Raw genomic sequence first — 14254 nt, forward strand, 5'->3', positions numbered from 1 at the left:
CAGACGGAGTAGCCAACATGAACACAGCTCAAAAAGCCGAGCCTATCGAGTACATCCGCTTGCCAGAAGTGCGGCGCATCACCGGGCTCAGCACCGCAACCATTTATCGCATGGCCGTCGGCGGGAGATTCCCCCGCCAGGCGAAGGTCGGCGAACAGGCTGTCGCCTGGATACGCTCAGAGGTCGAGCAATGGGCGGCGAGCAAGGCTGAGGCGCGCAAGCACGTGCCTTAAATGGCCTCGACCTTGTCCAGGTAGTCAGCCCAGTTCTGCATCATCTCCCGCCGCTGTTCCACGTATTCGGCATGGTTGTACGTCTTCCGGATCTTGCTTGATCCGGCGTGCGACAGCTGCGCCTCGATCCAATCCTCGTTGTAACCCATCTCGTTCAGGGCAGTCGAAATCGTCGCGCGGATCCCGTGCCCGGTTAGTCGGCCCTCATATCCCATACGCTTCAACGCCATGTTGACCGTTCCGTCGCTTATCGGCTTTGCCGGGTCACTTCGGCCCGGCAGTAGCAGTGTGTAGGCCCCGGTCATTTCCATGACGTTGCGTATCTCCTCCACCGCCTGCCGCGACAGCGGCACCAGATAAGGCGGCACTTTCGCCCCATCCTTACCTCGTATCAACTTCTGCAACTGCTTCACGCCTGTCGGCGGAATCGTCCACAGCCCGCCGTCCAGGTCGAACTGATCGCGGGTGGCGAACCTTAGCTCGCCAGTGCGAACGCCGGTCAAGAGCAATATCCTCACCGCGCTGCGCGTGTATTCGGCGCCGGTGAATGTCCGCAGCGCATTGAGAAACTCGGGAAGCTCAGCCAGCCGAAGCATCGGGTTGTGCTTCTCGGGCGGCTCCTTCACCGCGACGATGTCCAGGTCGGACGCAGGGTTGTGCTCTATGTAGCCGGAGGCGATAGCGAACCGGAATATCTCATTCAGCCACGAGCGGCACTTCCTCGCGACATTCAACGCGCCCCGGGCCTCAACCCTTCGCATGGTCGACAGCACATCGCTGCGACGGATATCAGATATCGGCAACTTGCCTAGCGACGGAATGAGGTCTTTGTCCAAGTACATGCGCGATTGAGTTGCACCGCCTTTCCGGGCCGCCGTCATGCGCGGTGACTTGAAGGCATGCCATTCTTCAGCGACAACTTCGAAGGTTTTCACTGCGCCGGTGCTGGCGGTCAGCTTTTCTTCACGCCGGGCGGATCGCGGGTCTACTCCTTTTGCTATGAGCGAGCGGGCCTGGTCTCGGCGTTCGCGTGCTTGCTTGAGGCTGACTTCAGGGTAGGTGCCGAGGGAGATGCGCGGTTGGCGGCCGTGCCAGGAGAACCGGAAATGCCACGACTTCGCGCCCTTTGCAGCAACGAAGAGCGACAGCCCGGCCGAGTCAGTGAGGCTGTAGTCCTTGTCGCGGGGCTTCGCTTGCCGGACTGCCGTGTCAGTGAGGGGCATTAGTACATCACCAGATTAATCGAATTGAGAATGTGCTGGTAAATGTACTAAAAATTCTGAGCAGGCGTGAGAAGAGTTGCGGAAGCTTAAGAACAGAAAACCCCGCTTAGCCTGGGCTAGCGGGGTCTTTTGAGCATGCCTGAGAGGGCATGAGAATCGAATATGGTGCCCCGAGCCGGAGTCGAACCGGCACATCCTTTCGGACGACGGATTTTAAGTCCGGTGTGTCTACCAATTTCACCATCAGGGCGGTAGCACATATCAACCTTGACCTTCGCGAGCCATGTCGCGAGGCCAGCTGACAAGAGTGGGGAATATATACACCCCCAGCCCTTGAGGCAAGTTCAAAGCGTTCGGATTCAATTGGTTACGTTTGTTTACCGTCGCAAACTCGATCCGCTGTCTATGCTCTCTCCCTGTACGGGGGGATTGGCAGGCGCAGCTGCCCAGCCCCTTTCTTTTGACGAACTGAATGAGGTGTCTATGAAATCGGCTTTGTGGCTTGGTCTGCTGGGAGCATTTTCGGTGAGCGCTCAGGCGGCATCGTTCGATGTTCCGATGAACCTGGTGAGCGCTGATGGCGGCCCGCAGCCTGTTGGCGAGGTCACCATCAGCGAGACCGCTTACGGGCTGGTGTTCACCCCCGAGCTGAAATCTTTACCCGCCGGGATTCACGGTTTTCATGTTCACGAAAATGCGAGTTGCGATCCAGGCATGAAAGACGGCAAAAAAGTCGCGGCACTCGCGGCAGGCGGCCACTTTGACCCGGCGCGCACCGGCAAGCACCTCGGCCCTTATGGCGAGGGCCACTTGGGTGACCTGCCGGCGGTTTACGTCAACGCCGATGGGGTGGCCAACTATCCCGTGCTCGCACCACGCTTGAAGAAGATTTCCGACATCAAGGGTCACGCGCTCATGATCCATGTCGGCGGCGACAATCACTCCGATATGCCCATGCCATTGGGCGGTGGCGGAGATCGTATGGCCTGCGGTGTTATCTGAAGGCACTCAAACTTGCCTGGGCTCAGCTGAACCGGTGACAGAGAAGAGTGGCTTGGGATATGAGCTATCGCTTCATAGAGTGTTGCGGAAGCGATAGTCAGAGTTGCGGAAGTGATTCACTAAACGCCACCCACAAAAAAGCCCGTAAGACGTTGATCTTACGGGCTTTAAATGTGGAGGCCGAGGTCGGAATCGAACCGGCGTAAGCGGATTTGCAATCCGCGGCATAACCATTTTGCTACTCGGCCTCAAACGCTCAACGATCCAACCACTACCGCTAAACGCATACAAACTGGAGCGGGAAACGAGACTCGAACTCGCGACCCCGACCTTGGCAAGGTCGTGCTCTACCAACTGAGCTATTCCCGCTTTGTGTGGGCGCCATTCTATACACTCAAATGACCCCGTCAACCCCTTGATTTAAAAATACTTATTTTTCATCGGTGGTCGTGCGCAGATGCGGCCATGCCGCCCGCAGGTATTGCACCATCGACCAGAGCGTCAGGCCCGCCGCGATCATCAACAGCACGTAACCCAACACCACCCAGAAGGTAAACGCAGGCGGGTTGGCCAGCAGGATGACCAGCGCCAGCATCTGCGCTGCGGTTTTCCATTTGCCCAGGTTCGACACGGCCACTTGCGCTCGCGCGCCCAGCTCGGCCATCCACTCTCGCAGGGCGGAGATGACGATTTCGCGACCGATAATCACCGCAGCTGGCAGGGTCAGCCAAAGGTTGGCGTGAGCCTGCACCAGCAACACCAGTGCAACGGCCACCATCAGTTTGTCAGCCACCGGATCGAGAAAGGCCCCGAACGGTGTGCTTTGTTCCAGGCGTCTGGCCAGGTATCCGTCCAGCCAGTCGGTTGCGGCTGCCAGGGCAAATACCGAACTGGCGGCCATGTAGCTCCAGTGGTACGGCAGATAGAACAACAGAATGAAGAACGGAATCAGCAGGACACGTAATACGGTGATCAGATTAGGGATATTCATCGGCACAACTGGCTACGAGGTGAGCGAGCATTCTACTCGCTGTGCAGGTTTGCATAAATCGACTCTGCGAGCTTTTTGCTGATTCCCGGCGCCTTGGCGATTTCTTCGATGCTGGCCCGGGACAATTCCTGAAGGCCGCCGAAATGCTTGAGCAAGTCGCGACGCCGGGTTGGCCCCACGCCTGCAACGCCTTCCAGGGTTGACGTTCGACGGGTTTTACCACGTCGCGCACGGTGCCCGGTGATGGCGAACCGGTGAGCCTCGTCACGGATTTGCTGGATCAGGTGCAGCGCGGGGGAATCGCCCTTGAGGGTGAACTCATGGGCCGCATCGTTCAAGTACAGCGTCTCGAAACCGGCTTTGCGCGTAGCACCCTTGGCGACACCCAACAGAATCAGGTCGGGGATGGCCAGTTCGTTCATCACGTCGCGGGCCATGCTCAACTGGCCCTTGCCGCCGTCCACCAACAGGATGTCCGGTAACTTGCCCTCGCCGTCCTTGATTCTGCTGAAGCGACGGGTGAGTGCCTGGTGCATGGCGGCGTAGTCGTCCCCCGCCGTGATGCCTTCAATGTTGTAGCGGCGGTAGTCCGACTTGATTGGCCCTTCCGGACCGAACACCACGCACGACGCCACCGTCGCTTCGCCACTGGAATGGCTGATGTCGTAGCATTCCAGGCGCTGCGGCGGCTCATCCAGCTTGAGCACTTGCGCCAGCGCTTCAAAGCGCGCGGTGACGTGTTGACGATTGGCCAGCCGCGCCATCAGTGCCTGCTCGGCATTGGTCACCGCCAGTTGCTGCCAGCGCGCACGGGTGCCACGCACCCGATGGCTGATGATGATTTCGCGGCCGCGCGACGCATCAATCGCGTCGATCAGTGCCGGGAAATCCTCGTTGACCACGTTGACGATGACTTCACCGGGCAACTCTCGCTCGCCGCCGCCCAGGAAATACTGGGCCAGAAAGGCGGACATAACCTCGCCCACCTCCTCCTCGATGCCGACCTGCGGGAAGAAATTCTTGCTGCCCAACACCCGCCCGCCGCGCACGCTGATCAAGTGTACGCACGCGCCGCCCGGGTTGACGAATGCCGCCACTACATCGACGTCGCCGGTGCCGCCATCCATGCTCTGCTGGTCTTGAACGCGACGCAGCAGGCCGATCTGATCACGCAGCTCGGCGGCGTGCTCGAAATCCAGGTTCATCGCCGACTTTTCCATCAGCGCATTGAGTTCGTCGGTGAGGGCATTGCTGCGCCCTTCGAGGAACATCACCGAGTGACGCACGTCCTCGTTGTAGATCTGCGGCTCGACGAGGTTCACGCACGGCGCCTTGCAGCGCTTGATCTGGTATTGCAGGCAAGGCCGGGTGCGGTTCTTGTAGAAGCTGTCTTCGCACTGACGGACGTGGAAGGTCTTCTGCAGAATGCTCAGGCTCTCGCGAATGGCGCCGGCGCTGGGGTAAGGCCCGAAGTAGCGACCCTTGGCCTTTTTGGCGCCGCGGTGAATGCTCAGCCGGGGAAATTCGCCGTCGGACAGGTGCACGTAGGGGTAGGACTTGTCGTCGCGCAACAGGATGTTGTACGGCGGACGCGACTCCTTGATCAGGGTTTGTTCCAGCAGCAACGCCTCGGTTTCATTGGCGGTGATGGTGGTTTCAACCTGAGCGATCCGCGCGACCAGCGCACCGGTTTTCGGGGCATGGCCGGTCTTGCGGAAATAGCTGGCGAGGCGCTTCTTTAAGTTCTTGGCTTTGCCGACGTACAGCAGCTTACCGTCGATATCGAACATCCGATATACGCCGGGGCGGCCACTGCAGGTGGACAGAAAAGCACTGGGATCAAACGGTTGAGTCATTTATGCGCTGGCGTCGACCATGCCGTGACGGACGGCCAGCAGGGCCAGCTCCACGTCACTGCCAATCGACAGCTTCTCGAATATGCGGTACCGGTAGGTATTCACGGTTTTGGGTGACAGGCAAAGCTTGTCGGAAATCGTCTGCACTTTCTGGCAGCCAACAATCATAAGGGCAATCTGGATTTCCCGCTCGGACAAGAGGTCGAACGGCGAATTGCTGGTCTGTGGCTGGAACGATTTGAGCGCCAGTTGCTGGGCGATCTGCGGGCTGATGTAGCGCTGGCCTGCGAACACCAGGCGAATGGCCTGAACCATCTCGGTCAAACCGGCGCCCTTGGTCATGTATCCCGCCGCGCCGGCTTGCAGCAGCCGTGTAGGGAACGGGTCTTCTTCGCACACCGTGACTGCCACCACCTTCATGTCGGGGTGGCTGCGGATGAGCTTGCGCGTGGCTTCCAGTCCGCCGATGCCGGGCATCTTGACGTCCATCAGCACGACGTCGGGTTTCAGCTCGCGGGCCTTCTGCAACGACTCTTCGCCGGACTCGGCCTGCCCCACCACCTGCAAGCCTTCAATGTCGGCCAGCATGCGCGTGATACCTGTCCGAACCAGATCATGGTCATCGACAACCAGCACCCTAATCAAGCAGACACCTCACCGAACAGTTCATGACGACTACCCGCCATGTTGACAAAAAGAAAGTAAGCGACTTGCTCTGGAGCACTGCTCATGAATGTGTATCAGATGATCTACATCGGTGCGGACAAGCTATCATCATCGACCGCAAAACTTGATAAAAATCTTCAAACGCCCGACTGCTGCATCCCTCGATTGCCTTATAGCTTCTTGTCCGGGGCGTAGCTGGTCTGGTATTCCGCCAGGGTAGTGGTTAACCGGCAGATGGCATCCTGTTCCTCCTTTCCCAGGGTGCGGTAACTGCCTACCATCCACTCCTCGTTTTCGCTCAGGCCGACGATGGGCACCGGGGTGTGGCAGCCCGTCAGCACGTACAACACGTCAACACCGCGAAGGGCGACACGGGCCAGATAATCGGCCTTGGGGGTGCGCTCGCCGTTTTCGTACTTGCCCTGTGCGTTGGCTTCCACGCCACCGATTTCACCGAATGCGCGTTGTGAAAGCCCCAACCGCTCGCGCTCTTCCCTAATTCGGGCACCTATTCCACTCATTTGGATGCATAGCCTTGTTGACATCACCCTTTCGAGTGATAGAATCGAAATAATTTGAACGAACTTGAACGGTTTTGAACTATGCCCGGAATTCGTACTGCCGCACAAGCCAGGGCTTGGCTGGAACAGCAGGGCAAATCGGTTCAAGAATTTGCCAGGGAGCACAACGTGGACCCGGCGACGACCTATCAAGTGTTGTCCGGGCGCAAGAAAGGGCGCCGGGGTGAGTCGCACAAAGTAGCGGTGCTGCTGGGAATGAAGATCGGCGTGATACCCCCAGCCACCGCTTATGTGGAAGTGCCCGAGGACTGAATCAGCCTTTTGCAGTGTTGAGCGTTGCATATAAGCAGACTGGCCCCAATCAGCCCCATTGTAATTTCCAATTGAAGAACCCGACGGGTCTGAAGTAAGCTCGGCGGCATTCCACGGAGACAGACCATGTTGCCTTCCCTTTCCACTCAGTTGCTCAGCACCGCCGACGGTTCACGTCTGGCTGGGCGCCCGGCTGCCTGGAATGCGACGGCGTCTACCGCTCCTGCTTCTTATTTTTATGGGTATTGGTTTAGCCACTGGCGCGCCTGATACCCAAGCGGCGCCCTGAACTTCGGGACGCCCACCAGAGATAACTCTCACCCCCGGTCGGCTTCCCGACCGGGGGTTTTGTTTTTCTGGGCCACACATTTCTGACTGACTGATTCGAGGAACCGCACATGAACCACACCCACTATTACCGCTACGACACCGACTTCGCCTGGCGATTTAGCAACCTCCGATCGGGACAGCCTGCCGCCTCCGATCGGTCACTGACAGGTGGCATCGCCCTGCTCACAGCCAATCCGGCCAATTGTCGAACACCCCATTAGGTCTGCGCGGGAACACCCGCCGACCAGGAAGCCAGCACATGAATTCGCCCGTTGTTAGCAACACCCTCATCGATCTGCCGTCCGGCGCCGTCACCCTGCATGACAGCCGCCCTGCCCCGAAACGCCTGCCCACACCGTTCGCGCTGAAACATCAGCTGCCGCTGGATGCTGCCATGACCGCGCAGGTCGCCGCCCACCGCCAGTCGATTCGCGCCATTCTCAACGGTGAAGATTCGCGCCTGCTGGTCGTCGTCGGCCCGTGCTCGATCCACGATCCCCACGCCGCCCTCGACTACGCCGAGCGCCTGGCACGTCTGGCTGCCGAGGTCAGCGACCAGATGCTGCTGGTGATGCGCGCCTACGTCGAAAAGCCGCGCACCACGGTCGGATGGAAGGGCCTGGCATACGATCCGGCCCTGGACGGCAGTGACGACATGGCCGAAGGCCTGGCCCTGTCGCGGCAGTTGATGCGAGAAATGGTCCGGTTAGGTTTGCCCATTGCTACGGAATTGCTGCAACCGATGGCGGCAGGCTACTTCGATGACGTCTTGAGCTGGGTCGCCATTGGCGCAAGAACCACCGAATCGCAGATCCACCGGGAAATGGCCAGCGGCCTCGGTGTACCAACGGGCTTCAAGAACGGCACCGACGGCGGCATCTCCGTGGCCTGCGACGCGATCCGCTCGGCGGCCCACGCCCACCGCCATTTCGGCATGGATCCCCAAGGGCATCCCGCGATTATCGAAACGTCGGGCAATCCCGATACCCACATCGTTCTGCGCGGCGGTCACGGCGGGCCCAACTATGATGCCGCCAGTATTGCAGCAGTGAACGCCAGTCTGGCGAAGCACCGCATGGCCGCGCGCATCATGGTCGATTGCAGTCACGCCAATAGCGGCAAGGATCCGCTGCGCCAGCCGGCGGTCTTCAACGACGTGCTGCAGCAACGACTGGCCGGTGACCGGACGCTGATCGGCATGATGCTGGAGAGCCACCTGTTCGAGGGCTGCCAGCCGTTGAGTGCTTCCCTCAAATATGGCGTGTCAGTGACGGACGCCTGCCTGGGCTGGGAGTCCACCGAGCGCCTGCTGCGCGACGCCGTGAACAAACTTCGCTACAGGTAGCCTCTGCAGCCACTCTCGCAGAAGCGTCAGCAGTAACGTTTGCACACAGGAAGCCGGCGCCGGCCGTGTCGCCGGCTTCCCTCAGAATCGTCGCCGTTGTCAGCCACGGTCCGTCACCGCGAAGACGCCGATCGTGGGAAATCGTCTCGAGCGCCCGGCGCATTTGCAGCGCAACGCCAGCGTCTTTTCCAGCCTCCCCGTCACACAAGGCCTGTAGCGGTTAAACGCTTTCCACAACCTGCACCTATCGGCCCGTTGCCGCACTCCTGCGCGCCCTCCCCGCCGTATTGCCCCTGGTTAAGCTCGATCCTTCATTTTCATCGAAGGAATGACCGACATGTACAAGGAAGTCACCACCAAGTACCCCATTTTGCTGGTCCACGGCTTGTTCGGCTTTGACCGGATCGGCGCGGTTGAAATGTTCCATGCCGTACCCGAGGCGCTGGAGAGAGCCGGATGCAGGGTCCACGTGCCGGCGCTGTCCGGGGTCCACGACAACGAAACCCGCGGGAAGCAATTGATTGATCAGATCGAGCGCTTTCTGCGCCGCACCGGTTACCTGAAGGTCAACCTGATCGGACACAGCCAGGGCGCGCTGACCTCCCGCTATGCCGCTGCGATGCGTCCGGACATCGTGGCGTCGGTCACTTCCGTGAGCGGGCCCAATCACGGCTCGGAGGTGGCCGACCGGGTGCGTCGGGCGCTGACGCCCGGGCAGATGCCTGAAGCGGTGGCATCGCGGCTGACCGCAGGTTTTGCCCACTTCCTGGCGCTGCTGAGTGGTAATTCGGTGCTGCCTCAAGACCCGATTCAGGCACTCGATGCGCTGACGACCGAAGGCGTAGCGGCATTTAACCGCACGTATTCCCAGGGGCTGCCCTCGACGTGGGGCGGTGAAGGCGCTGAACGGGTCAACGGCGTTCACTATTACTCGTGGAGCGGCTGCATCGATGGTTCGTTGTTGTCCGAAGGCCGCAATGCGCTGGATCCGCTGCACCTGGCGCTGCGCAGTTACGCGCGGCTGTTCGAGAAAGAAGCGGCTTCCAATGACGGCCTGGTCGGCCGATTCAGCTCCCATCTGGGCAAGGTGATCCGCTCCGACTACCCGATGGACCACGTGGACTCCATCAATCAAAGCGCCGGCCTGGTGCGCAAGCAGGTCGATCCGGTGGAGCTGTATGTGGACCACGCTGCCCTCCTGTTCAGCAAAGGTCTTTGACCGACGATGTCATCTGTCACGACCAGACAAAGGCGCCTGAACTTTCTCGGGAAACGCGGCCCTTATTCCGGTACGCTCGTTTCTTTTTTTTAACAGGAGTCTTCCAAATGGCCAAAGCCACTGCCCGCCACATCCTCGTGTCCAGCGAAGAGAAGTGCAACGAACTCAAAGCGCAGATCGAAGGCGGCGCTGATTTCGCCGAAGTCGCGAAAGACAACTCCAGCTGCCCGTCCAGCCGTCAAGGCGGCGACCTCGGCTCCTTCGGCCCGGGTCAAATGGTCAAGGAATTCGACACCGTGGTGTTCAGCGCACCGGTGAACGTCGTCCAGGGCCCGGTGAAAACCCAGTTCGGTTATCACCTGCTGGAAGTGACCAGCCGTCAGGACTGATCCTCCGCGCTGCTGCACGAACGGCCCGCCCTTGAAAGCGGGCCGTTTGTTTATCGGATCCTTGCTCCAGCGCAGTATTGTCCGGTTACAAAGGCTTGGGCTTTGCGGTACCTTGCCACCGGGGTAATCAATAAAAAAACCGGACCGGCCACCCTCGCCGTCATGACCTTCAACCCTGATATTGCTCGCCAATGTCAGTCAGGATTCGTGCAATGCGTTTTGTTTTGTCATCGCTGATGGTCGCAACACTCGTCCTCGTTTCAGGTTTTCAGGTTCTGTCCGCCGCCCCTCAACACGCGTTGACCGTTTACGGCGAGGCGCCGCGCTACCCGGCTAATTTCGAGCACTTCGATTACGTGAATGCCGATGCCCCGAAAGGCGGCAGCATGCGCCGCTCGGCGCAGGAAATCGGTCAGTTCGATCACATCATGCCGTACCTCGACAAGGGCACCGGCGTCGCCCAGGTCAACGGCTTGCTGTACTCGCCGCTGGCGGTCAGGTCGCTGGACGAGCCCTACACCGTTTATGGCTTGATCGCAGAGAAAATGGAACGCGCCCCCGACGGCATGTCCTTGCGTTTCTACCTGAGCCCCAAGGCCAGATTCTCCGACGGCTCGGCCATTACCGCCGAAGACGTGCGCTACACCTATAACCTGCTGATGACCCAGGGCAGCCTGTCGTACCGCACCGAGTTTCAGGACGTCAAAGGCGTTGAAGTCGAGTCGCCGACGCAAATCCGCTTTGATTTCAAAAGCAGTGAAAGCCGCACCCTGCCCCTGGATCTGGCCTCGCTGCCGGTGTTCCCCGAGCATTGGTGGAAGGACCGCGACTTTGCCAACGGCGGCGGCTTCGAGATTCCGGTGGGCAGCGGCCCGTATCGCATCGGCAAGGTCGACCCCGGGCGCAGCATCACCTTCGAGCGCAACCCCGACTGGTGGGGTAAAGACTTGCCGGTCAATCGCGGCCAGTACAACTTCGATCATTTCAGCGTCGAGTATTTCGGCGACACCGACGTCGCGCGTCAGGTGCTACGCGGTGGCGGTTACGACTACAACCGCGAATATTCTGCCACCGGTTACTCGATCGGCTATGACAGCCCGGCATTGACCGAAGGTCGTCTGCAGCGGGCGCACCTGGCCAAGGGTGCGGTGCAGAGCTCCCAGGGTTTTATCTTCAATCTTGATCGCCCGAAGTTTCAGGACCGGCGCGTGCGGCAGGCGCTGGCGATGTTGTGGGATTTTGAGTGGACCAACAAACAGATGATGCGCAACGTGTATGTGCGTCAGAACAGCTATTTCTCCAACAGTGATCTTGCGGCAACGGCGTTGCCCACCGCATCTGAGCTGAAGATCCTCGAGCCGTTGCGCGGTCAGGTTCCGCCGGAAGTCTTCACCACGGTGTTCCAGACCCCGAAAACCGATGGCAGCGGCTTCATTCGCGACAAACAGCTGCAAGCCCTGGCGTTGCTCGAAGAAGCAGGCTGGATGCCCCAGGGCGACAGGCTGGTCAACGCCCAGGGCGAACCGTTGAGTTTTACCTTCCTCAACGGCCAGAGCGGCTTCGAGAAAATCCTGCTGCCGTACAAGCGCAATCTGGCGCAGATCGGCATCGATTTCGAGATCCGCCGCATCGACTCGGCGCAGTACCTGAACCGGGTCATGGCCCGGGATTACGACATGATCGTCACCGGCTACGGCGTTTCGACCTCCCCGGGCATGGAGCTGTACAACAACTTCGGTTCGAAAGTCGCCACCGATTCCGGTTCCAGCAACTACATGGTCCTGCGCGACCCGGCCGTCGACACCCTGATCGAAGGCCTGGCCAAAGCCGACAACAAGCCCGCGATGATCGACTACGCCCATGCCCTGGACCGGGTGCTGCAGTGGGGCTTCTACTGGATTCCCAACTATTACCCGCCCGGCTCTTCCACGGTGTGGTGGAACCGTTTCGGCATTCCCAAGGTGCAGGCCAGCAACAGCGAAGCCATCGACACCTGGTGGGAAGTCAGCCCCCAGGCCCTGACCAACGAACAGTTCGCTCAGCAACGGGGTGCTTCGGCCATTCCCTCGGAGGTCAAGTAATGCTCGGCTACCTGATAAGGCGCCTGCTGCTGATTATTCCGACGCTGCTGTGCATTCTCCTGGTCAACTTCTTCATCGTGCAGGCTGCGCCCGGCGGCCCGGTGGAACAAGCCATCGCCAAGCTGCAAGGCGTCGCGGGCGGCACCATTGGCGCGGGCCACAGCGAAACCATGAACGTTGGTCAGTCCCGGGCCAGTCGCGGGCTCGATCCCAAGCTGATCAAGGAGATCGAGCATCAGTACGGTTTCGACAAACCCCTGCATGAGCGTCTATGGCTAATGCTGAAGAACTACGCCCAGCTGGATTTCGGCAACAGCTTCTTTCGCGGCGCCAAGGTCACGGACCTGATCCTGCAAAAGATGCCCGTGTCCATCTCGCTGGGGCTGTGGGCGACGCTGATCACTTATCTGGTGTCGATCCCCCTGGGCATCCGCAAGGCGGTCAAGCACGGCAGCCACTTCGACATCTGGAGCAGCACCGCAATCATCATCGGCTACGCAATGCCCGCCTTTCTGTTCGCCATGCTATTGGTGGTGCTGTTTGCCGGCGGCACGTCGCTGAGCTGGTTCCCGGTGCGCGGACTGGTGTCCGAAAATTTCGATCAACTGAGCACCCTGGGCAAGATCGCCGACTACTTCTGGCACCTGGTGTTGCCGGTGACGTCACTGGTTATCGGCGGCTTCGCGACGCTGACCATCCTGACCAAAAACTCCTTCCTCAACGAAGTCACCCGCCAGTACGTGGTGACCGCCCGCGCTAAAGGCCTGAGTGAGCGACGCGTCCTTTACGGCCACGTGTTCCGCAACGCCATGTTGCTGATCGTGGCCGGCATTCCCCAGGCGTTCATCAGCGTGTTCTTCGCCGGTTCGTTGATGATCGAAGTGATCTTCTCCCTCGATGGCCTCGGCCGCATGAGTTACGAAGCCGCGGTGTCCCGGGACTACCCGGTGGTATTCGGTTCGCTGTTCATCTTCACGCTGTTCGGGTTGCTGATAAAGCTGGTCGGGGACATCTGCTACACCCTGGTCGACCCCCGTATCGACTTCAGCGCGAGGAATGCGTGATGCGCAGACTGTCTCCGGTGGCTCGCCGTCGCTTCGAGCGCTTCCGCAACAACCGCCGTGGCTGGTGGTCGTTGTGGTTGTTCTGCGGGCTGTTCGTGCTCAGCCTGTGCGGCGAGCTGATTGCCAACGACAAACCCTTGGTGCTGAGTTATCAGCATGAGCTGTACTTCCCTGCCTTCAAGCGCCACACCGAGCAGGAATTCGGCGGCCAGTTGCCCTTTCAGCCGGACTACCGCAGCGATTACGTGCGCCAGTTGATCAGCAAGGGCGATGGCTGGATGCTGTTTCCGCCAATCCCGTTCAGCGATGACACACCCAACTATGACCTGAACAAACCGGCGCCGAGCCCGCCCTCCTCGATCAACTGGCTGGGCACCGACGATCAGGCCCGGGACGTGCTGGCCCGGGTCATTTTCGGCGCGCGGGTGTCGATTCTGTTTGCCCTGGCGCTGACCTTCATCAGTGCGCTGATCGGCATCGCCGCCGGCGCATTGCAGGGCTATTACGGCGGCTGGGTGGATTTGATCGGCCAGCGCGTGCTGGAAGTCTGGTCCGGCCTGCCGGTGCTGTACCTGCTGATCATTCTGTCGGGCTTCGTCGAGCCGAACTTCTGGTGGCTGCTGGGGATCATGGCGCTGTTTTCGTGGCTGGCGCTGGTGGACGTGGTGCGCGCCGAGTTCCTGCGCGGCCGCAATCTGGAGTACGTCAAAGCGGCGCGCGCGCTGGGGCTGAGTGATCGCAAGGTGATCCTGCGGCACATTCTGCCCAACGCCATGAACGCCACCCTGAGTTACCTCCCTTTCATTCTCACCGGGGCGATCTCCACGCTGACCGCGCTGGACTTCCTCGGCTTCGGCATGCCTGCCGGTAGCGCGTCACTGGGCGAGCTGATCGCCCAGGGCAAACAGAACCTGCAGGCGCCATGGCTGGGCTTCACGGCATTTTTCACACTGGCGCTGATACTGTCGCTGCTGGTGTTTATTGGCGAGGCCCTGCGGGATGCCTTCGACCCGAGGTCCTGA

General features: G+C 60.1%; 14 protein-coding genes and 3 tRNA genes. 9 read left to right on the forward strand and 8 right to left on the reverse strand.

Features of this window, described 5'->3' with window-relative positions; genetic code table 11:
• The first annotated feature begins 17 nt into the window (after nucleotides 1–17).
• Complete coding sequence (locus OKW98_RS16760) at nucleotides 18–233, forward strand: helix-turn-helix transcriptional regulator (RefSeq protein ID WP_265385776.1); 216 nt, start codon at nucleotides 18–20, stop codon at nucleotides 231–233.
• Here the strand turns inward: OKW98_RS16760 and OKW98_RS16765 are convergent.
• Complete coding sequence (locus OKW98_RS16765; RefSeq protein WP_265385777.1) at nucleotides 230–1456, reverse strand: tyrosine-type recombinase/integrase; 1227 nt, start codon at nucleotides 1454–1456, stop codon at nucleotides 230–232. The two genes, OKW98_RS16760 and OKW98_RS16765, sit on opposite strands and share 4 nt — an antisense overlap.
• A 163-nt stretch (nucleotides 1457–1619) precedes the next feature.
• Nucleotides 1620–1706: transfer RNA gene (locus tag OKW98_RS16770), tRNA-Leu, on the reverse strand.
• Between the two features lie 233 nt (nucleotides 1707–1939).
• Here OKW98_RS16770 and sodC point away from each other — a divergent pair.
• Complete coding sequence (gene sodC / locus OKW98_RS16775) at nucleotides 1940–2458, forward strand: superoxide dismutase [Cu-Zn] SodC (protein WP_265389754.1); 519 nt, start codon at nucleotides 1940–1942, stop codon at nucleotides 2456–2458.
• A gap of 174 nt (nucleotides 2459–2632) precedes the next feature.
• On the opposite strand, the gene OKW98_RS16780 is transcribed toward sodC, so the two are convergent.
• From OKW98_RS16780 to OKW98_RS16805, 6 genes are all read right to left on the reverse strand, one after another.
• Nucleotides 2633–2706: transfer RNA gene (locus tag OKW98_RS16780), tRNA-Cys, on the reverse strand.
• Between the two features lie 45 nt (nucleotides 2707–2751).
• Nucleotides 2752–2827 (reverse strand) — tRNA-Gly (locus OKW98_RS16785).
• Nucleotides 2828–2888: 61 nt separating this feature from the next.
• Nucleotides 2889–3449: a CDP-diacylglycerol--glycerol-3-phosphate 3-phosphatidyltransferase gene (gene pgsA, locus OKW98_RS16790; RefSeq protein ID WP_265385778.1), complete on the reverse strand. Its 561-nt coding sequence runs from the start codon at nucleotides 3447–3449 to the stop codon at nucleotides 2889–2891.
• Between the two features lie 32 nt (nucleotides 3450–3481).
• Nucleotides 3482–5305: an excinuclease ABC subunit UvrC gene (uvrC, locus tag OKW98_RS16795; protein WP_265385779.1), complete on the reverse strand. Its 1824-nt coding sequence runs from the start codon at nucleotides 5303–5305 to the stop codon at nucleotides 3482–3484.
• Nucleotides 5306–5950, reverse strand: a complete 645-nt coding sequence (gene uvrY / locus OKW98_RS16800) for a UvrY/SirA/GacA family response regulator transcription factor (RefSeq protein ID WP_265385780.1) — start codon at nucleotides 5948–5950, stop codon at nucleotides 5306–5308. It abuts the gene before it with no gap.
• A gap of 191 nt (nucleotides 5951–6141) precedes the next feature.
• On the reverse strand, nucleotides 6142–6492 hold the full coding sequence (locus OKW98_RS16805; protein ID WP_265385781.1) for a helix-turn-helix domain-containing protein: 351 nt from the start codon (nucleotides 6490–6492) through the stop codon (nucleotides 6142–6144).
• A gap of 81 nt (nucleotides 6493–6573) precedes the next feature.
• Between OKW98_RS16805 and OKW98_RS16810 the strand changes: the two genes are divergently transcribed.
• The 7 genes from OKW98_RS16810 to OKW98_RS16840 all read left to right on the forward strand — a co-directional run bounded on the left by OKW98_RS16810 (nucleotide 6574) and on the right by OKW98_RS16840 (nucleotide 14254).
• Nucleotides 6574–6804 carry a DNA-binding protein gene (locus OKW98_RS16810; protein ID WP_265385782.1) on the forward strand — a complete coding sequence of 77 codons (231 nt, stop codon included), beginning with the start codon at nucleotides 6574–6576 and terminating at the stop codon, nucleotides 6802–6804.
• Between the two features lie 589 nt (nucleotides 6805–7393).
• Nucleotides 7394–8479, forward strand: coding sequence for a 3-deoxy-7-phosphoheptulonate synthase (locus OKW98_RS16815; RefSeq protein ID WP_265385783.1), 1086 nt, complete (start codon nucleotides 7394–7396; stop codon nucleotides 8477–8479).
• A 337-nt stretch (nucleotides 8480–8816) separates the two neighbouring features.
• On the forward strand, nucleotides 8817–9698 hold the full coding sequence (locus OKW98_RS16820) for a triacylglycerol lipase (protein WP_265385784.1): 882 nt from the start codon (nucleotides 8817–8819) through the stop codon (nucleotides 9696–9698).
• A gap of 107 nt (nucleotides 9699–9805) precedes the next feature.
• The gene (locus OKW98_RS16825) at nucleotides 9806–10087 is read left to right on the forward strand and encodes a peptidylprolyl isomerase (RefSeq protein WP_265385785.1); all 282 of its coding nucleotides are present in this window, start codon (nucleotides 9806–9808) and stop codon (nucleotides 10085–10087) included.
• A gap of 212 nt (nucleotides 10088–10299) precedes the next feature.
• Entirely contained in the window at nucleotides 10300–12168 is a 1869-nt protein-coding gene (locus OKW98_RS16830) for an extracellular solute-binding protein (RefSeq protein ID WP_265385786.1), read from the forward strand.
• Entirely contained in the window at nucleotides 12168–13232 is a 1065-nt protein-coding gene (locus OKW98_RS16835; protein ID WP_265385787.1) for a microcin C ABC transporter permease YejB, read from the forward strand. The genes OKW98_RS16830 and OKW98_RS16835 overlap by 1 nt, the downstream gene beginning before the upstream one ends.
• Nucleotides 13232–14254: an ABC transporter permease gene (locus tag OKW98_RS16840; protein WP_265385788.1), complete on the forward strand. Its 1023-nt coding sequence runs from the start codon at nucleotides 13232–13234 to the stop codon at nucleotides 14252–14254. The genes OKW98_RS16835 and OKW98_RS16840 overlap by 1 nt, the downstream gene beginning before the upstream one ends.

Source organism: Pseudomonas sp. KU26590, from assembly GCF_026153515.1.
GTDB lineage: Bacteria > Pseudomonadota > Gammaproteobacteria > Pseudomonadales > Pseudomonadaceae > Aquipseudomonas.